This is a genomic window from Rathayibacter sp. AY1C9 (genome assembly GCF_002932315.1).
GTDB lineage: Bacteria > Actinomycetota > Actinomycetes > Actinomycetales > Microbacteriaceae > Rathayibacter.
On record NZ_PSVZ01000008.1, the window covers coordinates 108078 to 128751 of the forward strand.

Below are 20674 nucleotides of genomic sequence, written 5' to 3' on the forward strand. Positions count from 1 at the left end.
GCGCCCCTCCGCGGGATTACGGACGCACGAGGGTCTTGATCGCGCGGCGCTCGTCCATGGCGGCGTACGCCTCGGCGATCTCCTCGAGGGGCAGCTCGAGGTCGAAGACCAGACCGGGCTCGATCGCGCCGCTGAGCACGTCCGGCAGCAGCTCGGCCATGTAGCCGCGGACCGGCGCGACTCCGCCGTTGACGCCCACGTTCGAGCCGAACATCTGGCGGACGGGCAGCTCGGGGCCTCCGTTGGGGACGCCGACGTAGCCGACCATCCCGCCGGGGCGGGCGGAGTCGAGGGCCTGCTGCATCGACTCCTTGGTGCCGACGCACTCGAGCACGCAGTCGGCGCCGATCCCGCCGGTCAGCTCGCGGACGCGCGCGACGCCCTCGTCGCCGCGGGTCTCGACGATGTGGGTCGCCCCGAAGCGGCGGGCGAGGTTCTGCCGCGACTCGTGCCGCGACATCGCGATGATCGTGGTCGCGCCGAGGCGCTTGGCCGCCAGGACGGCGCAGAGGCCGACCGCGCCGTCGCCGACGACCGCGACGGTCGAGCCAGCGGTGACGCCGGCCGAGACCGCGGCGTGGTGGCCGGTCCCCATCACGTCGGCGAGGGTGAGCAGGCTGGGGATGAGCGCCGGGTCCGGATCGATGCCCACGCGGAAGAGCGTGCCGTCGGCGAGGGGCACGCGCACCTTCTCGCCCTGGGCGCCGTCCGCGAAGCCCTCCTCGCGGACCTCGGCGCCCCACCAGCCGCCGGTGAGGCACGAGGTGGAGACGCCGTTGGCGCAGTTCGCGCAGGTGCCGTCGCAGACGTAGAACGGGGCGATCACGAAGTCGCCGACCGCGACGTCGTGCACGTCGTCGCCGATCTCCTCGACGACGCCGACGAACTCGTGGCCGATGCGGTGCGCCTCCTTGGTGGGCGTGACGCCGCGGTAGGGCCAGAGGTCCGAGCCGCAGACGCAGGCCGCGGTGACGCGGACGATCGCGTCGCGCCCCGTCGAGAGCTGCGGGTCGGGGACCTCCTCGAGTCGGATGTCGCGCTCGCCGTGGATGAGTGTTGCTCGCATGGGTGCTCCTGGTCGGGAGGGGGATGGGGTCGGCGTCCACGGTACGCCCGCGACCGGCCGCGGGCGCCGGAGAGGCGGGGGCTTGCACGAACGCGCGCCGACGCGGCCCAGGTGGAGAGCCGAGGCGCGGCCGGGGGCGGTCCGGCGCCGGGCGGGAGGCGTCCTGCCGGAACGGAGGGGCCCCGCAGCAGCCCTGCGCCGCGTCACGGCTGCGCCTCCGCCCAGCCGTCGCGCCCGATCACGACGTGCGCGAGGAACCGCAGGCCGCACGCCTCTGCCCCGTCGGCGATCGCCCGCGTCGCCGCACGGTCGGAGGGGAGCACCACGGCCTCGCCCGCGTGGCTGTGCGCCAGGCCGATGCCCGCCGCGCCGCGCGCCAGCACCTCGGCGAGCACGGCGGCGACGGGGATCTCGGCGTGCGCCGGGGCTCCGTCGGCCAGCGTCAGGACGTCGCGGACGGCTCCGGATTCGGCGAGCGCCACCGCCAGCACGGTCTCGACCGGCCGGGCGGCCAGCAGCGGAGCGACGAGCCCGGCCAGGCCGGCGGCGTCTGAGACGCGGGCGGCGCGCGAGGCGCGGTTCATCCTCCGCCGCAGCTCGAAGGAGGCGACCAGGCGGCAGGCGGCGACCTCACCGACTCCGCGGTGCCGCATCAGATCGGCCACCCCGGCCCGGGCGACGGCGTCGATGCCGCCGAAGCGCGCGAGGAGGCGCTGCGCGACGACGGTCGCGTTGGCGCCGCGGACGCCGGCCCCGATGAGCACGGCGAGGGTCTCGGCGTCGGTGAGCGCCTCCGGTCCGTAGGCGCGGAGGCGCTCCCTCGGCCTCTCCTCGGGAGGGAGGTCGGCCATCCGGGGGCCGGGCGTTTCGAAGGACATGCCGCCGACGCTACGGAGCCCGCCGGACGGGCGCGCCGCGGATCCCGCGACTGTGGACGACTCCCGCCCTCGCGCGCCCTGTGGAGGGACATCCCGTCGCCGCCCCCGCGCTCCTCCCCCTGCGGGAACGCAGGAGTAGCGGTACTCGACCGCGAAAACCGCGACGTCTGCGGACTCGCGACAGGGCTCGAGCACCCCGGTCAGTCCGACGCGGGCATCCCGGCCGTCACCGACAGGCTCTCGCCGTCCGGCGCCACGTCCACCAGCACCACGTCCCCGTCGCGCACCGTGCCGCCGAGCAGCGCCGTCGCCAGCTGGTCGTCGATCGCCCGCTGCATCAGCCGGCGCAGCGGCCGCGCGCCGTACTGCGGGTCGTAGCCGCGCTCGGCCAGCCACCCGCGGGCCGCGGGCGTCACCGCCAGGTCGAGCCGTCGCTCCGAGAGCCTCCTCGACAGCCGGTCGACGTACAGCGACACGATCTCGCCGAGCTCGGTGCGGTCGAGCGCGTCGAAGATCACGATGTCGTCGAGCCGGTTCACGAACTCGGGCTTGAAGGCCTGGCGCACCATCTGCTGGACCGCCTCCTCCTTCTGCGGCCGCGACAGCGCCGGGTCCACGAGGAACTGCGACCCCAGGTTGGAGGTGAGGATGAGGATCGTGTTGCGGAAGTCGACCGTCCGCCCCTGGCCGTCGGTGAGCCGGCCGTCGTCGAGCACCTGGAGCAGGACGTCGAACACCTCGGGGTGCGCCTTCTCGATCTCGTCGAGGAGCACCACCGAGTACGGGCGGCGGCGGACCGCCTCCGTGAGCTGGCCACCCTGCTCGTAGCCGATGTAGCCGGGAGGGGCGCCGACCAGCCGCGAGACGGCGAACTTCTCGCCGTACTCCGACATGTCGATGCGGACCATCGCCTTCTCGTCGTCGAAGAGGTGGTCGGCGAGCGCCTTCGCCAGCTCGGTCTTGCCGACGCCGGTCGGCCCGAGGAAGAGGAAGGAGCCGGTCGGCCGGTCGGGGTCGGAGATGCCCGCGCGGGTGCGGCGCACCGCGTCCGCGACGGCCGACACCGCCTCGTCCTGGCCGATCAGTCGGCGGTGCAGCTCGGTCTCGAGGTGCAGCAGCTTCTCGGTCTCGCCCTGCAGGAGGCGCCCGACGGGGATCCCCGTCCAGGCGGCGATCACCGCGGCGATGTCGTCGGCCGTCACCTGCTCGTTGACCATGCGGCCCTCGGCCGGCTCCTCCTCCGCCTCGGCGGCCGCGAGCTCGCGCTCGATCACCGGGATGTCGCCGTAGAGCAGCTTCGACGCGCGCTCGAGCTTGCCCTCGCGCTGCGCCCGCTCGGCGGCGATCCGCAGGGCGTCGAGCCGGTTCTTGAGCTCGCCGACGCGGTTGAGGGAGGCGCGCTCGCGCTCCCAGCGCTCCTGCAGCTCCTCGAGCTGGGCGCCGCGGCGGGCCAGGTCCTCGCGCAGCTTCTCCAGCCGCGCCTTCGAGGCCTCGTCCTTCTCCTTCTTCAGCGCCAGCTCCTCGAGCCTCAGCCGGTCGACGGAGCGGCGCAGCTCGTCGATCTCGACGGGAGCGGAGTCGATCTCCATGCGCAGCCGCGACGCGGCCTCGTCGATCAGGTCGATCGCCTTGTCCGGCAGCTGGCGGGAGGTGATGTAGCGGTTCGAGAGCGACGCGGCGGCGACCAGGGCGGAATCGGCGATCGCCACCTTGTGGTGCGCCTCGTAGCGCTCCTTCAGCCCGCGGAGGATCGCCACGGTGTCCTCGACGGTCGGCTCGCCGACGAAGACCTGCTGGAAGCGGCGCTCGAGAGCGGCGTCCTTCTCGATGTACTGGCGGTACTCGTCGAGCGTCGTCGCGCCGATCATCCGCAGCTCGCCGCGCGCCAGCATGGGCTTGAGCATGTTCGCGGCCGCCACCGACCCCTCGCCGCCGCCCGCGCCCATCAGCGTGTGCAGCTCGTCGATGAAGGTGATGATCCGGCCGTCGGACTCCTCGATCTCCTGGAGCACGGCCTTCAGCCGCTCCTCGAACTCGCCGCGGTACTTCGCTCCGGCGATCAGGGCCGAGAGGTCGAGGCTGACGAGCTGCTTGCCCTTGAGGCTCTCGGCGACGTCGCCCGCGACGATCCGCTGGGCGAGCCCCTCGACGACGGCGGTCTTGCCGACGCCGGGCTCGCCGATGAGGACGGGGTTGTTCTTGGTGCGGCGCGTGAGCACCTGGCTGACGCGCCGGATCTCGGCGTCCCTCCCGATCACCGGGTCGAGCTTGCCGCTCGCCGCGATGGCGGTCAGGTTGACGCCGTACTGCTCGAGTGCGGACTTCTCGTCCTGCTGGGGCATCCGACCGGCCTGCATGATGGTGGTCTCCTCCGAGGCTCGAAAGTTGAGTTCGACGGACTCAACTTTACTCCCGCGACGGCTCCGGCGGTCAGGCCGTCAGAAGATCGCTGTCGCGGCCCTGGAGCGTCTCGAGCGCGTTCCGGAGGATCGAGCGCAGCCGGAACTCGTCGATCCCGGTCAGCGCCGAGATCTCGGCCTGCGAGAAGCCGCCGGCCGCAGCCAGCAGCAGGAGCTCGCGGTCCGGGCAGTCGAGGGCGAGCAGGCTGCTGCCGAGCGGACGCCGGGCGAGCTCGTGCGCGGACCCGAGGGTCTCGCAGAGGACCTCGAGCACCCAGAGCACGGGCTCCGGCGAGCGGGCGCCCTCGCGGGAGCGGCGCCAGACGGCGGTGAAGACGTCGGTGCAGAGCCGGTCGCGGCCGGCCGGGTCGGCCTGGACCGTGCCGACGCACGCCGAGACGAGGCCGCCGAAGCGGTCGACGAGCTCTCCCAGAGCGGAGGCGTCCCCCGTGGCGGAGCGGGTCAGCAGACGGGCGGCGTCCTGCGTCAGCGGCGGACGCACCCGTCCACCGGTCGCGTTATCGCCTCCAGCACTCACAGGCCTCAGCGTGTCACCGACTCCGGGACGGCGGGACCAGTTGCGCGGAAGGGGGGTGACATGTAAGGAGCGGATCCGCTATCCGACATCAGAGGCGCGGCCAGCGCGCGCGGGCGAAGCAGAAGAGCCCGTAGGCGATGAGCCCGACGGCGACGAAGCCGAGGAGGAGCACACCTGCCGGCAGCTCCACGAGCGACTTCAGCGCCTCGTCGAGCCCCCCCGCCTGCTCCGGATCATGGGTGACGGCGGCGACGATCAGCAGCACGCCGAGAGCGCCGAGGACCACGCCCTTGGCGACGTAGCCGGCGACGCCGAGCACGGTGACGACGGTGCCCGCCGTACCGCCCGGCTCCGCGACGTTCTCGAGGAACTTCCTGCTCGCTCCGCGGTACACGAAGACGCCGCCGACCGCGAGGACGGCCAGTCCCGCGATCACGAGCAGCACGACTCCGCCCGGCGCCGAGAGCACCTGCGCGCTCGCGCTCTCGGACGACTCGGACGAGCTCGACCCGCCGCCCGTCGCGAACTTCAGCGCCGTCACGCCGAGGGCGCCGTAGACGACGGCCTTGCCCGCCTCCTTCAGCCGGCTGCCCCAGGTCTTCAGGGCGCTCTCGCGCGGGCGGACGAGGAACGCCTCGAGCAGCCCCCAGAGCGCCAGGCCGAAGAGGCCGACCGTGCAGATCCAGAGGATCACCAGACCGCCGGGCTGCGCCGCGAGGGCGCCGAGAGCACCGCTCTGGTCGGCCTCGCCTCCGCCGCCGCGGGCCACGCCGAGCGCGATCACTCCGATCAGGAGGTGGACGAGGCCGTTCGCCGCGAAGCCGCCGCGGGCGAGGGTCCGCACCGCCCGCGAGTCCTGGATGTCGTCGGCGGTGCGCTGGGCGTCGGCGGTGCTCGGAGTGTTCACAGGGTGGACGCTACGCGTTTCCACACCCCCGCGCCCGGCGCTCCGCCGTTCGGAGGTGCTCCCGGAGCCGGTTCTCCACACCTTTCCACAGGGTTGTCCACAGCTGTGGAATCGCTAGAGGGACGAGTGGATCACACGTCGACGGCGCGGACGAGTCCGTCCTGCACGCCTCCAAGCCAGTCGTAGACGCTGCGGATCGCGGCCGCGCTCCCCTCCTCCGGGACGACGACGTCGGTGTCGTCGATGCCGAGCCGCACGGCCAGAGCGAGCCGCATGTCGGTCAGTGCGCGGAGCCAGGCGATCGCCTGCGGCTCCTCGAGACGGACCGCGACCTCGCCCAGCCCCTCGAAGATCCGGCCGTGACTCGTGCCGTCGCCGGCGTCGAGGGCCGCCGTGACGGCGCGGGCGTCGTCCATCTTGCGGGCGGCGAGGTCCGGAGCGGTGAAGCGGCGGAACTCGTCGGCCGCCTCGGCGTCGTCGCGGTAGGCGTCGGGCAGGAGGCGCGCGAGCGCCGGATCGGAGCGGGCCTCCTCCGAGGACGCCCCGCGGTCGAGCAGCTCGAGCATCTCGCCCGCCAGGTGGCGGAGGATCCCGGCCTCCTCGCGGTCGAAGCGGGCGACGGCCGCCCCGGAGGAGTCGCGGCGGAACGCGCGCATCAGCCGAGTCCTCGGATGCCGCGAGCGGGGTGCTCTCCGGTCTCCGCCGCCGCGGGGCGCAGCGGGGCGCTCACGCGTCGGCCTTCTGCAGCGTCGCCCACAGGCCGTAGCCGTGCATCGCCTCCACGTGCCGCTCCATCTCCTCGCGGTTGCCGGTCGCGACGACCGCGCGCCCCTCGGTGTGCACCTGCAGCATCAGCCGCTCCGCCTCGGCCCGGCCGAAGCCGAAGTAGCTGCGGAAGACGTACGAGACGTACGACATCAGGTTGACCGGATCGTCCCAGACCAGCACGATCCACGGGACCTCGGCCGCCGAGAGGGTCGCCAGGCGCTCGTCCGCGCGCTCGATCGTGTCCGCCATCCCTCCAGCGTAGGCCGCAGCGCGGGCGGACGCCCGGGCGCGCGGGCCGGAGCGTGCTGCCCGCAGCCCGCGAGTGACCAGGAGTCGTCGCACTCGGCGCGGGGGCACGAGGACGGGGACCGCGAGAAGCCAGGAGTCGTCGCAGTCGAGCGCGAGTGCGACGACTCCTGGACGGTCGGAGCAGAGTCAGCGGCGGCGCCCGCCCTACGCCGACAGGCGCGGCAGGACCTCCCGGGCGAAGAAGTCGAGGTGGTCGAGGTCCTGCAGGTCCATGAACTGCAGGTAGACGCGCTCGCAGCCGGCCTCGCGGAGGGACTCGAGGCGGTCGACCGCCTCGTCGACGCCGCCGGCCACTCCGTGCTCGCGCAGCTCGGCGGGCTCGCGGCCGATCGCCGCCGCACGACGCGTGAACTCCGCCTCGTCCCCTCCGCCGACCGCGATCAGCGCGACCGAGTGCACCAGCGACGAGGGCTCGCGCCCGATCGCCCGGCACGCCTCGTCGACGCGCTCGAAGGCCCCCGGGATCGCGTCGAACTCGGGGAAGGGCAGGTTGAACTCGCTCGCGAACCGCGCCGCGAGCGCCGGGGTCCGCTTGGGGCCGCCGCCACCGACGATCACCGGCAGCGGCAGGCGGGCGGGCTTGGGCAGGGCAGGGGAGTCGGTCAGCGTGTAGTGCTCGCCGGCGAAGGAGTAGCGCTCGCCGACCGGCGTCGACCACAGGCCGGTCACGATCTCGAGCTGCTCCTCGAGGAGGTCGAAGCGGCGCGGAGGGAAGGGGATGCCGTACGCGGCGTGCTCCTGCTCGAACCAGCCGGTGCCGAGGCCGAGCTCGGCACGGCCCCCGGACATCGCGTCGACCTGGGCGACCTGGATCGCGAGGATCCCCGGCGGCCGGTAGGTGACGGAGGAGACGAGGGTGCCGAGCGCGATCCGCTCGGTCTCGCGGGCGAGGCCGGCGAGTGTCGTCCACGCGTCGGACGGGCCCACGCCGGGGTCGCCGTCCCCCATCCGGAGGTAGTGGTCGGAGCGGAAGAAGCCGTCGTAGCCGAGGCTCTCGGCGGCCTGCGCGACGGCGAGGAGGTCCTCGTAGCTCGCGCCCTGCTGGGGTTCGGTGAACACTCTGAACTGCACGGGTCCAGCCTCCCGCACCGGGGCCGGGTCATGCCAGCCCGGCTCCCCCGGCCGGGGCCGCCGACGGGCCCCCGTGTACCGTGGACGGTTGCCGCCGACGAGAGGACCCCATGTCCGAGCACCCGTCCTCCCCGGACACCGCCCCCGCCACCGCGGGCACGACCGCCCCTCCGCACCGCCTCGCGCGGTGGGTCTTCTGGCCCGCCGCCGTCCTCACGCTGTCGATCGCGGCCTTCGCGATCCTCGCGCCCGACGCCGCGACCTCCGTGTTCTCGACGCTGCAGACCACCGTCGTCAACACGTTCAGCTGGTACTACGTGCTGATCGCCGCGGTCTTCGTGGCCTTCGCCATCTGGATGGGCGTGAGCCGCTTCGGCGACATCAAGCTCGGCGCCGACGACGACGAGCCCGAGTTCTCGATGCTCGCCTGGATCTCGCTCCTCTTCGCCGCCGGCATGGGCATCGGCCTCGTCTTCTACGGCGTCGCGGAGCCGCTCACCCACTTCGCCACTCCGCGCCCGGGCGTCACCGGCACCGAGACGCAGCTCGCGCAGAGCGCGATCTCGCAGACCTACCTGCACTGGGGCGTCCACGCCTGGTCCATCTACGTGGTGGTCGGCCTCGCCCTCGCGTACGCGATCCACCGCCGCAAGCGGCCGGTGTCGATCCGCTGGGCGCTGGAGCCGCTGCTGGGCCGCCGGGTCCGCGGCGGCTGGGGCAACGCGATCGACGTGGTCGCCCTGGTCGGCACCATGTTCGGAGTCGCGACCTCGCTCGGCCTGGGCGTCACCCAGATCTCGGCGGGCCTGGAGGCGAGCGGCATCGTGGAGTCGTCGCTCACCGTGCAGATCGTGGTCATCGCCGTGGTCACGGGCCTGACCGTCTTCTCGCTGATCTCGGGCGTGGGCAAGGGCATGAAGTGGCTCTCGACCGGCAACCTGCTGCTCGCCGCGGCGCTCCTCGTCTTCGTGCTCGTCGCCGGCCCGACCCAGTTCCTCCTGCGCGAGTTCGTGCAGTCGCTCGGCAACTACCTGCAGAACTTCATCGGCCTGACCTTCACGGTCAGCGCCTACGCCGGCCGCGAGGGCGAGCAGTGGCAGGCCTCGTGGACCACGTTCTACTGGGGCTGGTGGATGTCGTGGGCGCCGTTCGTCGGCATCTTCATCGCCCGCGTCTCGAAGGGCCGGACGGTCCGCGAGTTCGTCGGCGGCGTGCTGCTCGTGCCGACGATCATGACCTTCCTCTGGTTCAGCGTCCTCGGCGGCACCGCCATCTACCGCGAGCTCTACGGCGACGGCGGCCTCGTCGGCGCCGACGGCTCGGTCGACACCAACCTGGCACTCTTCTCGATGCTGCAGGGACTGCCCGCGGGCTCGGTGCTGACGATCGGCGCGATCCTCCTCATCGGCGTCTTCTTCGTGACCTCCGCCGACTCCGGAGCGCTCGTGATGTCGATGATCGCGACCGGCGGCGAGCCGGAGCCGCGCAACCGCATCCGCGTGTTCTTCGCCGTCGCGACCGCGCTGCTCGCCCTGTCGCTCCTGATCGCCGGCGGCCTCGACGCCCTGCAGACCGCGGCGATCCTCTCGGCCCTGCCGTTCAGCGTCGTGATGATCCTGATGTGCGTCGCGACGGTGATCGCCTTCCGCCGCGAGATCCGCGCCTACGACAAGGCCCGCCGCAAGGCGTTCGTCGGCGACATCGGCACGTTCTACGGCCTCGAGGTCGAGGATCCGGCGGAGCGCGAGCCCGCCCACCCGATCAAGCGCCTCGCGCACCGCCTGAAGCCGGGGTCGAAGGAGTAGTCGGCTCGGAGGAGCAGCCAGGTCGGAGGAGGCCGGGCGCCGCTGGGGCGCCCGGCCGGCCGATCAGCTGGGCGACGGGATGAAGGGGTGCTCCGGCGGGTCCTGGTCGTCGCCGAGGCGGGCGTCGGCGCCCTGGTCGAGCGCCTCGTCTATCGACTCGGGGTCGTCGATCTCGGCCGGGTCCTCCGGCGGGACCGGCAGGGAGTCGCCGTCGGGGCGGGTGGTGTCGGTGACGTCCTCGGGGGCGTCGAAGCCGAAGCTGCTCATGGTTCCCTCTCCGCGGTGCGCCCGGGAGGCGGCGCCGCTGCGGGCAGCCTAGGTCGCGCCCCCGGAGGCGGTCACGGACTTGACGGGGCACCCGAGGGGCGCCGCGGGGTCGGCCTGCTCCGGAGGAGCCTCCGCCCCGGCAGCCGTCAGTGCACGTACTCGAGCAGGTCGGCTCCGAGGGTGCGCATGCCCTCCAGCACCGCGAGGCGGTAGTGCAGGGTCGTGTCGTCGAACTGGGTGGCGACCGCGTAGGCGACTCCGGCGCGCGGGCCGCGGAGGACGCCGGCCTCGGCGCGGACGCCGACGTCGGTGCCGGTCGCGTTGACGAGCAGGACCCCGTGGTCGGGGTGGCGGTGCGCGAGCGGGTCGAGCCCGAACGAGGCGGCGACCATCGAGAGGTCGGTGCCGAGCGAGAGCCAGCCGATCACCCGCGAGCTCACGGCGGCGTCCACGATCTCGCCGTTCGCGAGGGTGGCGAGCAGCCAGGTCAGCTCGCGGGCGGAGCCGATCGAGAGCTGCGGCGCGTCGTCGGGACCGCGCTCGTCGCGCACGACGTCGAGCAGGGCGGTGCGGGAGAGGCCGAGCGCCTCCGCCCGCTCGCGCACGGCATCGAGGCCGACGCGGCGCAGCAGGACGTTGGTCGCGAGGTTGTCGCTCGAGGCACCGACGAGGGCGGCGAGGTCGGCGATCGGCATCGACGGCACCTGGAGGTGCTGCCAGAGCCCGGAGCCCGAGACCGCGTCCGCCGCGGTCCGGTCGACCAGGCGCAGGTTCTCCTGCGGCTCGTTCGCCAGCCGGGCGGCGACCTCGATCAGCAGCACGACGGTGCCGAGGGAGGCTGTGGGCATCGAGACGGAGTCATCGACCGCGAACAGGGTGCGGCCGGTCGCCAGGTCGACGGCGCGCGCCGAGACGACGACCCCGTCGATCGCGAGACGGCCGAGGGCGTCGAAGCCGCGCTGGAAGTTCTCGCGGTCGCCGCCGCCCTTGTGGCGCCCCCGGCGGTTGCGTCGGCTCTCACGGCGGGTCTCGCTGGTGGGGATCACCACGGGTACGGCCCCTCTACGGGTCGGGAGTGCGGTCGTGCGGAGGGGGGACCTGGGTCCTCACGCGCCGGCAGGACGCGCGATCGGCGGACGACCCCGCTGCATCGGTCGGCTCTCGATGCCCGGGGCTCCTCGTCCGTGGTGCGGAGGTGGTCGGCGGCGACTACCAGATGGTGACGCGCTCGCTCGGGGAGAGCCAGAGGGCGTCGCCTTCGGAGACGTCAAAAGTAGCGTAGAACTCGTCGATGTTCCGGACGATCTGGTTGCAGCGGAACTCGGCCGGGGCGTGCGGATCGATGGCGAGGAGGCGGATCGTCTCCTCGTCGCGGGACTTCTGCTGCCAGGCCTGCGCCCAGGAGAGGAAGAAGCGCTCGGCGCCGGTCAGGCCGTCCACGACGGGCGGCTCATCGCCGTCCAGCGAGAGCAGGTACGCCTTCCAGGCGATGCCGAGACCGCCGAGGTCGCCGATGTTCTCGCCGATGGTCAGGGCGCCGTTCACGTGGTGCCCGGGCGTGGTCGCGGGAGCGAGCGCGTCGTACTGCGCGATGAGCGCCTTCGTCCGCTCCTCGAACGCGGCCCGGTCCTCCTCGGTCCACCAGTCGGTGAGGCGGCCGTCGCCGTCGAAGCGCGAGCCCTGGTCGTCGAAGCCGTGGCCGATCTCGTGGCCGATGACGGCGCCGATCGCTCCGTAGTTCGCGGCGGGGTCGCGGGCCTCGTCGAAGAAGGGGAACTGCAGGATCGCGGCCGGGAAGACGATCTCGTTGAAGCCCGGGTTGTAGTAGGCGTTGATCGTCTGCGGGGTCATGAACCACTCGTCGCGGTCGAGCGGGCGGCCGATCTTGCCGAGCTCGCGGGCGAACTCGAACTCGGCCACGCGGCGGGCGTTGCCGAGCAGGTCGGCCGGGTCGATCGAGAGGGCGGAGTAGTCGCGCCAGCGCACCGGGTAGCCGATCTTGGGCGTGAACTTCGCGAGCTTCTCGAGCGCGCGCTCGCGGGTGGCGGGACTCATCCACTCCAGGTCGACGATGGAGCGGCGGTACGCCTCGATGAGGTTCGCGACCAGCACGTCCATCGCGGCCTTCGCCGTCTCGGGGAAGTGGCGGGCGACGTAGGTGCGACCGACCGCCTCTCCGAGCGAGCCCTCGACGAGCGAGACGGCGCGCTTCCAGCGCTCCCGCTTCTGCGGGGTGCCGGTGAGGGTGCGGCCGTAGAAGTCGAAGTTGGCGTCGACGAAGCCGCTGGACAGGTAGGCCGCGGCTCCGCGGATCACCTGCCAGGACAGCCAGTCGCGCCAGGCCGGGAGCCGGTCCTCGGTGAGCAGGCCCGCGAGACCCTGGAGGAAGCTCGGCTGGCGGACGACCACCTCGGCGAGCGCCCCCTCCGGAGCGCCCATCGCGGTGAGCCAGACGCCGAGGTCGACGCCCGCGGCGAGCTCCTCGACCTCGGACCAGGAGCGGAGGTTGTAGGTCGCCTGGCTGTCGCGGCTGCGGACCTTGTCCCAGTGGGCGGCAGCCAGATCGGTCTCGAGGGCGACGATGCGCTCGGCGCGGGCCTCGGCGGCGTCGATGCCGGCCAGCGCCAGCATCCGCGCGACGAACGGCGTGTAGGCCTCGCGGACGGAGGCGAACTCCTCCTCGCGGTAGTAGCTCTCGTCCGGCAGGCCGAGGCCGCCCTGGTTGACGAAGACGAGGTAGCGCTCAGGGCTTCCCGGGTCGTTGTCGACGAAGAGGCCGAAGAGCCCGGGGACGCCGGTGCGCTCGAAGGCGCCGACCGCGCGGAGCAGGCCGGGGATCGAGTCGACCCGCTGCACGGCGGCGAGGTCGTCGGCGATCGGGGCGGCGCCGAGCTCCTCGGCCCGCTCCTCGTCCATGAAGGAGGCGTAGAGGTCGCCGAACAGTCGCTCCTCGGTGCCGTGCTGCGCGGTCTGCGCCTCGACGATGATGTCGCGCACGGCCTTCTCCGCCTCCTCCTGGAGCACGTGGAAGGAGCCGTAGCGCGCCTTGTCGGCGGGGATCTCGGTGCGGTCGATCCAGAGCCCGTTGACGTGCCGGTAGAGGTCGTCCTGCGGGCGCGTCGCGGGGTCGAGTTCGGAGCGGTCGATACCGGAGCGAGGCGTCGTCGAGGTCATGGCGGACAGCCTACGTCGGGGCGCCGACACGGTGGCGCGAGGTGCGGCGGGTCGAGCGCGGAGCCGCGGAGGGCGGGTGCGGAGTCGCGGAAGGGAGTGACCGGCGCGGCGCCGCGGGAGGCCGGGCGCGCCACCGTCCGGCTCGCGGGAGCGGGGTGCTCCTGCGAGCCGGACCCGGCCGACGGGGACGCCGGAGCGTCAGCGCCCGAGCTGCTCCTCGACGTACGCGCGGATCGGCGTGGTCGGCCGCCCGATCAGGCGGGCGAGCGAGCCGTCGGTCCCGCCGAGGAGGCCGTCGGCGATGTTCGCGTCGAGGCCGACGACGAAGCCGACTCCGCCCTCGGGGACGCCGGCGCCGGTGAGGACGCGGGCGTGCTCGTCGGAGGAGACGTGACTGATCGCGGCGTCGCGTCCGGCGACCTCGGCGACGATCGCGGCCAGCTCGTCGAAGCTCCAGGCGGTGTCGCCGGAGAGCTCGTGCACGGTGCCGACCAGGGACGGCTCGGTCAGGGCGACCGCTGCGGCCTCGGCGTAGTCGGTGCGCGCGGCGCTGGCGACGCGGCCCTCGCCGGCGCTCGAGAGGGTGCTGCCGGTGGAGGCGAGCTCGGCGACGGTCTGCTCGTAGTTCTCGTTGTACCAGCCGTTGCGGAGGACGACGGCGGGGACGCCGCTGGCGGCGATCGCCTCCTCCGTGGCCTTGTGCTCGGGGGCGAGGATGAGCGCGCTCGTGGTCGCCTTCGGGGCGCTCGTGTAGACCAGGCGCGCGCCGGCGCGGACGGCGGCGTCGATCGCGGCGGTGTGCTGTGCGACGCGCCTGCCGACCTCGGAGCCCGAGACGAGGAGGACGGCCTCGGCGCCGGAGAAGGCGGCGTCGAGCGAGGCGGGGTCGTCGAAGTCCGCGACGGCGGTGCGGACGCCGAGGTCGGCGGCGAGCGCCTCGAGCTTCGCGGCGTCGCGGCCGGTGGCGACGATGTCGGAGGCGGCGGTGCCGCGGGCGAGCAGGTGCTCGACGGCGAGACGGCCGAGGTGGCCGGTGGCTCCGGTGACGGCGAGGGTCATGAGGGGTCCTTCCTGACGGGTGGGGCGGGCGGGGTCCGCCGCCAGGAGGGTGCAACCGGCGCATCCTCCTCCTGCTTCCCGGAATGCAGTACCCACTATTTCGTTAGTACTGTCATCACCCCTGTTCCGAGGAGCGCCCATGACGATCGCCGACTCCCCCCTGCTCGCCGGGGACGTCTACTCCGCCGACTGCCCGAGCCGCGAGGTCTTCGGGCACGTCACCAGCAAGTGGGGCGTCCTGGTGCTCGCGGCGCTCGCTCCGGGCACGCTGCGCTGGGGCGCTCTGCGGCGCCGGATCGGCGGGATCAGCGAGAAGATGCTCGCCCAGACGCTGCGGATCCTGGAGGAGGACGGCTTCGTGCACCGCGAGGCGCGGCCGGTCGTCCCGCCGCACGTCGAGTACCGGCTGACGCCGCTGGGAGCGGAGCTGGCGGAGCGTCTGCTGCCGGTCGTCGAGTGGATCGCGGGGAACGTCGGGGCGGTCCTGGAGGCGCGGTCGGAGGGCCGCCGGGAGGGAAGGTGAGCCTCACCTTCTTGTGAGAACGTTCACGTTCCGTTCAGGGAGGAGCCTCCACCCGGCGGCATCGGCGCCCCCTCCCCCTGCTTGCCTCGATCGCGTCTCCTGCTCGTGATCGAAGGACCTCCATGTCGGACACCGCCCGCCGCCCGCTCCTCCTCCCGATGGCCGGCCACGTGCGCGGCAAGCGCAGCCCCGTCACCTGCGCGCTGAAGTGCGCCAACGCCTGCTCCACCGCGACCTGCAACACGTCGCACAACAGCTACTTCCGCGACATCGTCTCGTCGCAGCTCTCCCGCCGCAGCGCCCTCGGCCTCGGCCTGGCCGGCGCGGTCACCGTCGCCGTCGCCTCCGCCGGAGGAGCGCCCGCCGCCGAGGCGGCCGTGGCGACCTCGGCCGACGGCTCGCCGCTCGCCTTCACTCCGATCGCTCCGGTGCCGTACACGGTCGACCGGTTCACCGTCCCCGAGGGCTTCGCCTGGCAGCCGATCATCCGCTGGGGCGACCCGCTCTTCGCCGACAGCCCCGCCTTCGACATCGCCGACCAGACGGAGGCCGCCCAGGCCGCGCAGTTCGGCTACAACAACGACTACACCGACATCGTCGAGATCCCGGGCTCGAAGCGCCTCCGCGCCCTGCTCGTCGTGAACCACGAGTACACGAACGAGAGCATCATGTTCCCGGCCGCGCAGCTCGAGGCGGAGCCGGAGCGCGTGCGCGCCGTCGGCCGCGCCGCCCACGGCCTCAGCGTCGTCGAGCTGGTCCGCACCGCGGTCGACCGCCCGTGGGCCTACGTCCGCGGGGGCGAGCGCAACCGCCGCTACCTGCTCGACACCCCCTACGAGGTGACCGGCGCCGCCGCCGGCACCGACCCGCTGAAGACGGTCGCCGACCCCGAGGGCCGCACCGTGCTCGGCACGCTCGGCAACTGCTCCGGGGGCACGACGCCGTGGGGCACGATCCTCTCGGGCGAGGAGAACTTCAACGGCTACTTCCGCGCCGTCGGCACGAGCGACGCCGAGAAGCGCTACGGCCTCGCCGACTCCGAGACCTCGCGCCTCTGGGAGCTCGACGACCCCCGCTTCGACGCCCGCACCCCGGGCTACGAGAACGAGCCGAACCGCTTCGGCTGGATCGTGGAGTTCGACCCCTTCGACCCCGACTCCACGCCGAAGAAGCACACGGCGCTCGGCCGGCTCAAGCACGAGGGCGCGAACGTCATCATCGCCCCGGACGGCCGCGTGGTCGCGTACCAGGGGGACGACGAGCGCTTCGACTACCTCTACAAGTTCGTCTCGACGAAGCGCTACATCGAGGGCGACCGCGCCCACAACAAGACCCTGCTGGAGGAGGGCGACCTCTACGTCGCCCGCTTCACCGGCGACTCCCCCGTGGCCGAGATCACCGGCACCGGGGCGGTCCCCTCGGACGGCGGCTTCGACGGCATCGGCGAGTGGCTGCCCCTGGTGCTGAACGGCGCCTCGACGATCGCCGGGATGAGCGTCGCCGAGGTGCTCGTCCACACCCGCCAGGCGGCGGACGCCGCGGGCGCGACCAAGATGGACCGCTGCGAGGACGTGCAGCCCAGCCTGGTCAGCGGCCGGATCTACGTGGCCTGCACCAACAACTCCGCCCGCGGCACCGAGGGCGCGAAGGAGGGAGCGACCGAGGTCAACCCGCGCACCGAGAACCGCGACGGCCACATCGTCGAGATCATCGAGGACGGCGGCGACCAGACCGGCCGCACCTTCACCTGGAACCTGCTGATGCTCTGCGGCGACCAGGCGCAGGGCGACGTCGTCTACTTCTCCGGCTTCCCGGCGGACCAGGTCTCGCCGATCTCGTGCCCGGACAACCTGGCCTTCGACTCGGTCGGGAACCTCTGGATCTCGACTGATGGCGCCCCGAGCGGCATCGGCTACAACGACGGGCTCTTCAAGGTCGCGCTCGAGGGCGCGACGCGCGGCAGGGTGGAGCAGTTCCTCTCGGTGCCCCGCGACGCCGAGACCTGCGGACCGATCGTCCACGACCTCGACCAGCACGTGTTCGTGGCGGTGCAGCACCCGGGCGAGGAGGGCACCTTCGAGGCGCCGACCTCGTTCTTCCCGGACTACGGATCGACGGCGGCGGGAGCGGTGGCGGCACCGCGTCCGACCATCGTGCAGATCCTGCCGGCCTCGCAGGTGGTGGCGCCGACTCCGACGCCGACCGCCGGGCCGACCACGGCACCGACGACCCCGCCGACCACCGCGCCCACGGCGACTCCCACCACGGCACCGACCGCCGGGCCGACCGCGGCGCCCACCGTTGCTCCGTCCCCGGTGCCCACGACCGCGCCGACCGGCACGCCGACCCCGCTGCCCGTCAGCGGCTCGGGCGGCGGGCTGGCCTCGACCGGAGTCGAGAGCGTCGGCCTGATCGCGGGCGCCACCGCGCTCCTGGCCGCTGGCGCCACCGCGCTCGGCCTCGGAGCGCGCCGCCGCGCGGCCGCCGAGGGCGAGGACGACCCGCAGGCGTGAGGCCGGACAGGGCCCGGGACCGATCACAGGATCGGGGCCCGGGCCCTGCCACGCTCGGGGACCCGCCGCTCAGGCCCCCGGGACCGGCGGGCCGGTGCGCCAGCGGAGGATCGCCGCGGCGTCGGCGTCGTGCGGCAGCGTCACCACGTCGACCCCCTCCGGAGCGGTGCGGGAGTCGGTGACGAGCACGCGCGCGTCCGTGAGCACGGCGGCGCGGGCCAGCGCGAGGGCGGCGTCGACGGAGTCGATCACCTCGGCGCCCAGCGCCTCCTCCGGGGCCGACGCGACCCACGGCTCCGCGGCGAGCGCCAGCAGAGCGCGCTCGCGCAGCCGGCCGGGGTCGAGCACCAGCGTCTCGACCTGTGCTGAGGCCAGCGCGGTGACGATCGCGCCGAGCGAGTACTCGACGGTGCGGCGCGGCTCCCCGGTGCGCAGGGCGTCGAGCACGTCCTCCTTCTCGCGCAGCAGGATCCGGTCGAGCTGCTCGTCGACGAACCGCTCCAGCGCCCCCTCCTCGCTGCCGGCGGCCCGCGTGTTCACGGGCTCGACGGCCAGGATCGCGGCGCTGCTCGGCGAGAGCTGCTGCGCGAGCAGCTGCCGGGCGTGGATGTCCCCCGCGACGACCAGCAGGCACGGCCGGTGCACGCGCACGAGCTCGTCCACCGCGGCGGCGAGCTCGGCCTGCGTGCGCCGCCAGATCTCCTCCGCGTGGTGGTGGAACCGGTCGTGCCGCCAGCCGCCGGCCTGCGCCTTGTGGAGGGTGTCGGTGCGGCCCTGCACGGCCTGCTCGGCCTCGGGACGCTGCGCGCCCAGGCGGTGCAGGCGGATCTCGCCGCCGTCCCGCGAGGTCTCGACGACGAGGACGCGCAGGTCGGGCCGGTGCTGCAGCAGCGGCACGATGTCCGGGAGCGGGCTGTAGGAGACGCCCTCGGGCGCGACCGGCCGACCCGGCAGCACCTCGTTCAGCACGACCCTCCCGTCCACGGCGACCGCGAAGAGGCAGCAGCCGCCCTGGGGGCGCCCGGCCCCCTCGAGCAGAGCGGTGAGGGCCCGGATGTCGGCCTGGGGCGCACCCTGGCGGGCGAGCTCGTCTCCGAGGGACGTGGCGCGCTCGAGCGAGATGTCCGGCGGATCCCCGGAGTCGATCGCGAGGTCGACGTAGAGCTGCGACACGGGCCGGGAGTCGCGGAGGAGCTCGGCCAGGGTCGGGAGAGCGGGGGTGGTGGTCACCATCGGGTCGTCCTTTCCTGTCGTGTCCCGACAGTGTCGGACGGCAGGAGCGGGAGGAGGGACGGGGTTGACTGCTCGCGCGCGCCTCAGAGCAGGCGGCGGGCGGAGGCCCAGGCGGTGAGCTCGTAGCGGGAGGAGAGCTGCAGCTTGCGGAGGACGGCGGAGACGTGGGACTCGACCGTCTTGACCGAGATGAAGAGCTCGGCGGCCGCCTCCTTGTAGGCGTAGCCGCGGGCGATCAGGCGCATCACCTCGCGCTCGCGGGCCGAGAGCCGGTCGAGCTCGTCCCCCGACTCCGCCTGCTCGCCCGCCAGCGCCCCGAAGGCGTCGAGCACGAAGCCGGCCAGGCGCGGCGAGAACACGGCGTCCCCGCCCGCCACCGCGAGCACGGCCCGGCTCACCTCGGCTCCGGAGCTGGCCTTGGTGATGTAGCCGCGGGCACCGGCGCGGATCACGCCGACCACGTCCTCCGCAGCGTCCGAGACGCTCAGCGCCAGGAAGCGCGACGACGACCCGGCGCTGCGCCGCAGCACCTCGGCCCCGCCTCCGCCCGCACCGCCCGGCAGGTGCACGTCGAGCAGCACCACCTCGGGCGCGAGCGAGGCGACCAGGCCGACGGCGGAGTCGACGTCGGCCGCCTCTCCGACGACCTCGAGCTCGGGGGCGAGGTCGGCCCGCAGGCCGGAGTGGAAGATGGAGTGGTCGTCGACCAGCAGCACGCGGGTCACCGCTCGACCTCCGCGGGGAGCCGCAGATGCACCTCGGTGCCGGTGCCGCCGACCCCGGGACGCACGGTCGCGCTGCCGCCCGCGCGCGCCATCCGGCCGATGATCGACTCGCGGATGCCGAGGCGGTCGCCGGGCACCTCGTCGAGGACGACGCCGGGGCCGCGGTCGCGCACGAACACGTCGACGCCCTGCACGGAAGACTCGAGGTACACCGAGACGTCGCCGCCCGCGTGCCGGGCCGCGTTCAGCACGGCCTCGCGGGTCGCGGCGAGGAGCGCGGCGGCGCCGGGGACGGACGCTCCGACGGCCACCACCTCGAGGTGCACGGGGTAGTCGAGCTCGACGGCGGCGGCGATCGCCCGGACCTCGGCGGCCAGGTCGTTGGCGACCGGGACGTCGCGCTCGAACAGCCAGTCGCGCAGCTCCCGCTCCTGGGCGCGGGCGATGCGGGCGACCTCGCTCGAGGCTCCGGCGCGGTTCTGGATGAGCGCGAGGGTCTGCAGCACGGAGTCGTGCAGGTGCGCGGCGATCTCTGCCCGCTGCTCCTCGCGCACGCGGGCGGCCCGCTCGCCCATCAGCTCGGACCAGAGGGTCACCACCCGGGGCGCGGCCAGCACGCCGGCGGCGATCAGCAGCACGCCCACGGCGAGCACCGCGTTGAGGGCGCTCGGGCGGCCGGTGAGCACGGCCGCTCCGGCGAGCACCAGCAGCGCGCAGGAGGCGAGGCGCACCGCGGAGCCGTACCGGGCGGGGCGGACGGCGTCGCCGCGGTCGAGCCCGAGGCTCCAGCCGACGGCTCCTCCCGCGAGCAGGCCGACGGCGACGAGCGCGCGCGTGATGTCGGCGTCGTCGCCGCTGTCGACGGTGATCAGCACGGCGAGCGCCGCGACGGCGGCGGCGAGGGTCAGCAGGCCGGCCACGGGAGCGGAGCGGCGGACGGCCGGATCCGCGTCGCGCGAGTCGAGCGGCGCGAGGGGCACCAGCGCCCAGAGCCAGAGGTAGAGGAGCGCGCCGCCCCCGCCGAGCGCGGTCGTGAGAACGGCGAGGAGGCGGGTCCTCCGCACGCTCCAGCCGAGGTGGTCGGCGACCGCGGTGCACACTCCGCCGAGCAGCATCGTCCGCGGCCGCTGCAGCGGGGGGCGGACGGCGGTGCCGGGGACTGTGCTCACCCCTGCATCCAAACAGGTCGGCCGCACGATCGGGGGTGCTCTCGGGGTCGGATAAGGGGTTCCCCCGATGGTCCGGGCCGTGGGGCGCACGGGAGACTCGCAGCATGACAGGACAGAGCACGACCCCGCCGGGCTCCGCGGAGCCGGACGGCACGGAGGCGGCGAGCACAGCGACGACGCCGATCGGGACGGATCCCGGAGCGGCCGGACCCGACAGCGCCGGCCCGGACAGCACCAGCCCCGAGAGCCCCGGCCCCGAGAGCCCCGACC

Annotated in this window: 18 protein-coding genes; 3 read left to right on the forward strand and 15 right to left on the reverse strand. The window is 73.7% G+C overall.

Translation table 11 applies throughout. From position 1 onward, the window contains the following. Window positions 1-16: 16 nt before the first annotated feature. From C5D09_RS08070 to C5D09_RS08105, 8 genes are all read right to left on the reverse strand, one after another. Window positions 17-1066 carry a zinc-dependent alcohol dehydrogenase family protein gene (locus C5D09_RS08070; protein WP_104222823.1) on the reverse strand — a complete coding sequence of 350 codons (1050 nt, stop codon included), beginning with the start codon at window positions 1064-1066 and terminating at the stop codon, window positions 17-19. A gap of 203 nt (window positions 1067-1269) precedes the next feature. Then, entirely contained in the window at window positions 1270-1944 is a 675-nt protein-coding gene (locus C5D09_RS08075) for a RadC family protein (protein WP_146085515.1), read from the reverse strand. 200 nt (window positions 1945-2144) lie between these two features. Next, the gene (locus C5D09_RS08080) at window positions 2145-4286 is read right to left on the reverse strand and encodes an ATP-dependent Clp protease ATP-binding subunit (RefSeq protein WP_374952925.1); all 2142 of its coding nucleotides are present in this window, start codon (window positions 4284-4286) and stop codon (window positions 2145-2147) included. A gap of 88 nt (window positions 4287-4374) precedes the next feature. Beyond that, window positions 4375-4845: an RNA polymerase sigma factor gene (locus C5D09_RS08085; protein WP_104247984.1), complete on the reverse strand. Its 471-nt coding sequence runs from the start codon at window positions 4843-4845 to the stop codon at window positions 4375-4377. A gap of 124 nt (window positions 4846-4969) precedes the next feature. Further along, window positions 4970-5788 (reverse strand): DUF1206 domain-containing protein, encoded by an 819-nt coding sequence (locus tag C5D09_RS08090; RefSeq protein WP_104225741.1) that lies wholly within the window; start codon window positions 5786-5788, stop codon window positions 4970-4972. A gap of 131 nt (window positions 5789-5919) precedes the next feature. Then, complete coding sequence (locus C5D09_RS08095; protein ID WP_104269044.1) at window positions 5920-6444, reverse strand: DUF2017 domain-containing protein; 525 nt, start codon at window positions 6442-6444, stop codon at window positions 5920-5922. 70 nt (window positions 6445-6514) lie between these two features. Next, entirely contained in the window at window positions 6515-6805 is a 291-nt protein-coding gene (gene clpS, locus C5D09_RS08100) for an ATP-dependent Clp protease adapter ClpS (protein WP_104269045.1), read from the reverse strand. Between the two features lie 204 nt (window positions 6806-7009). Continuing rightward, on the reverse strand, window positions 7010-7936 hold the full coding sequence (locus C5D09_RS08105; RefSeq protein ID WP_104222830.1) for an LLM class F420-dependent oxidoreductase: 927 nt from the start codon (window positions 7934-7936) through the stop codon (window positions 7010-7012). Between the two features lie 110 nt (window positions 7937-8046). On the opposite strand from C5D09_RS08105, the gene C5D09_RS08110 reads away from it, so the two are divergent. Beyond that, on the forward strand, window positions 8047-9741 hold the full coding sequence (locus tag C5D09_RS08110) for a BCCT family transporter (protein WP_104269046.1): 1695 nt from the start codon (window positions 8047-8049) through the stop codon (window positions 9739-9741). A gap of 63 nt (window positions 9742-9804) precedes the next feature. Here C5D09_RS08110 and C5D09_RS08115 read toward each other — a convergent pair whose 3' ends face one another. The 4 genes from C5D09_RS08115 to C5D09_RS08130 form a co-directional block, all read right to left on the reverse strand. Then, window positions 9805-10008: a hypothetical protein gene (locus tag C5D09_RS08115; RefSeq protein ID WP_104222832.1), complete on the reverse strand. Its 204-nt coding sequence runs from the start codon at window positions 10006-10008 to the stop codon at window positions 9805-9807. Window positions 10009-10154: 146 nt separating this feature from the next. Then, on the reverse strand, window positions 10155-11057 hold the full coding sequence (locus tag C5D09_RS08120) for a serine hydrolase (protein WP_104222833.1): 903 nt from the start codon (window positions 11055-11057) through the stop codon (window positions 10155-10157). A gap of 160 nt (window positions 11058-11217) precedes the next feature. Further along, window positions 11218-13182, reverse strand: coding sequence for a M13 family metallopeptidase (locus C5D09_RS08125; RefSeq protein WP_104269047.1), 1965 nt, complete (start codon window positions 13180-13182; stop codon window positions 11218-11220). A 198-nt stretch (window positions 13183-13380) separates the two neighbouring features. Further along, window positions 13381-14241, reverse strand: coding sequence for an NmrA family NAD(P)-binding protein (locus C5D09_RS08130; RefSeq protein ID WP_104269048.1), 861 nt, complete (start codon window positions 14239-14241; stop codon window positions 13381-13383). A gap of 139 nt (window positions 14242-14380) precedes the next feature. On the opposite strand from C5D09_RS08130, the gene C5D09_RS08135 reads away from it, so the two are divergent. After that, window positions 14381-14764, forward strand: a complete 384-nt coding sequence (locus tag C5D09_RS08135; RefSeq protein ID WP_104256663.1) for a helix-turn-helix domain-containing protein — start codon at window positions 14381-14383, stop codon at window positions 14762-14764. Window positions 14765-14886: 122 nt separating this feature from the next. Then, the gene (locus C5D09_RS08140; RefSeq protein ID WP_104269049.1) at window positions 14887-17277 is read left to right on the forward strand and encodes a PhoX family phosphatase; all 2391 of its coding nucleotides are present in this window, start codon (window positions 14887-14889) and stop codon (window positions 17275-17277) included. 69 nt (window positions 17278-17346) lie between these two features. Here the strand turns inward: C5D09_RS08140 and C5D09_RS08145 are convergent, their stop codons facing one another. From C5D09_RS08145 to C5D09_RS08155, 3 genes are all read right to left on the reverse strand, one after another. After that, a complete protein-coding gene (locus C5D09_RS08145) occupies window positions 17347-18510 on the reverse strand; it encodes a Vms1/Ankzf1 family peptidyl-tRNA hydrolase (protein ID WP_104262602.1) in 1164 nt (387 codons plus the stop codon). Window positions 18511-18593: 83 nt separating this feature from the next. After that, window positions 18594-19235, reverse strand: coding sequence for a response regulator transcription factor (locus tag C5D09_RS08150; RefSeq protein WP_104269050.1), 642 nt, complete (start codon window positions 19233-19235; stop codon window positions 18594-18596). Next, complete coding sequence (locus tag C5D09_RS08155; protein ID WP_104222840.1) at window positions 19232-20404, reverse strand: sensor histidine kinase; 1173 nt, start codon at window positions 20402-20404, stop codon at window positions 19232-19234. The genes C5D09_RS08150 and C5D09_RS08155 overlap by 4 nt, the downstream gene beginning before the upstream one ends. Window positions 20405-20674 lie beyond the last annotated feature (270 nt).

Coding starts and splice junctions, on each gene's coding strand:
- C5D09_RS08125 (WP_104269047.1), bottom strand. CDS start 13,182: ATGACCTCGACGACGCCTCGCTCCGGTATCGACCGCTCCGAACTCGAC.
- C5D09_RS08080 (WP_374952925.1), bottom strand. CDS start 4,286: ATGCCCCAGCAGGACGAGAAGTCCGCACTCGAGCAGTACGGCGTCAAC.
- C5D09_RS08140 (WP_104269049.1), top strand. CDS start 14,887: ATGTCGGACACCGCCCGCCGCCCGCTCCTCCTCCCGATGGCCGGCCAC.
- C5D09_RS08135 (WP_104256663.1), top strand. CDS start 14,381: ATGACGATCGCCGACTCCCCCCTGCTCGCCGGGGACGTCTACTCCGCC.
- C5D09_RS08130 (WP_104269048.1), bottom strand. CDS start 14,241: ATGACCCTCGCCGTCACCGGAGCCACCGGCCACCTCGGCCGTCTCGCC.
- C5D09_RS08115 (WP_104222832.1), bottom strand. CDS start 10,008: ATGAGCAGCTTCGGCTTCGACGCCCCCGAGGACGTCACCGACACCACC.
- C5D09_RS08145 (WP_104262602.1), bottom strand. CDS start 18,510: ATGGTGACCACCACCCCCGCTCTCCCGACCCTGGCCGAGCTCCTCCGC.
- C5D09_RS08075 (WP_146085515.1), bottom strand. CDS start 1,944: ATGTCCTTCGAAACGCCCGGCCCCCGGATGGCCGACCTCCCTCCCGAG.
- C5D09_RS08070 (WP_104222823.1), bottom strand. CDS start 1,066: ATGCGAGCAACACTCATCCACGGCGAGCGCGACATCCGACTCGAGGAG.
- C5D09_RS08110 (WP_104269046.1), top strand. CDS start 8,047: ATGTCCGAGCACCCGTCCTCCCCGGACACCGCCCCCGCCACCGCGGGC.
- C5D09_RS08095 (WP_104269044.1), bottom strand. CDS start 6,444: ATGCGCGCGTTCCGCCGCGACTCCTCCGGGGCGGCCGTCGCCCGCTTC.
- clpS (WP_104269045.1), bottom strand. CDS start 6,805: ATGGCGGACACGATCGAGCGCGCGGACGAGCGCCTGGCGACCCTCTCG.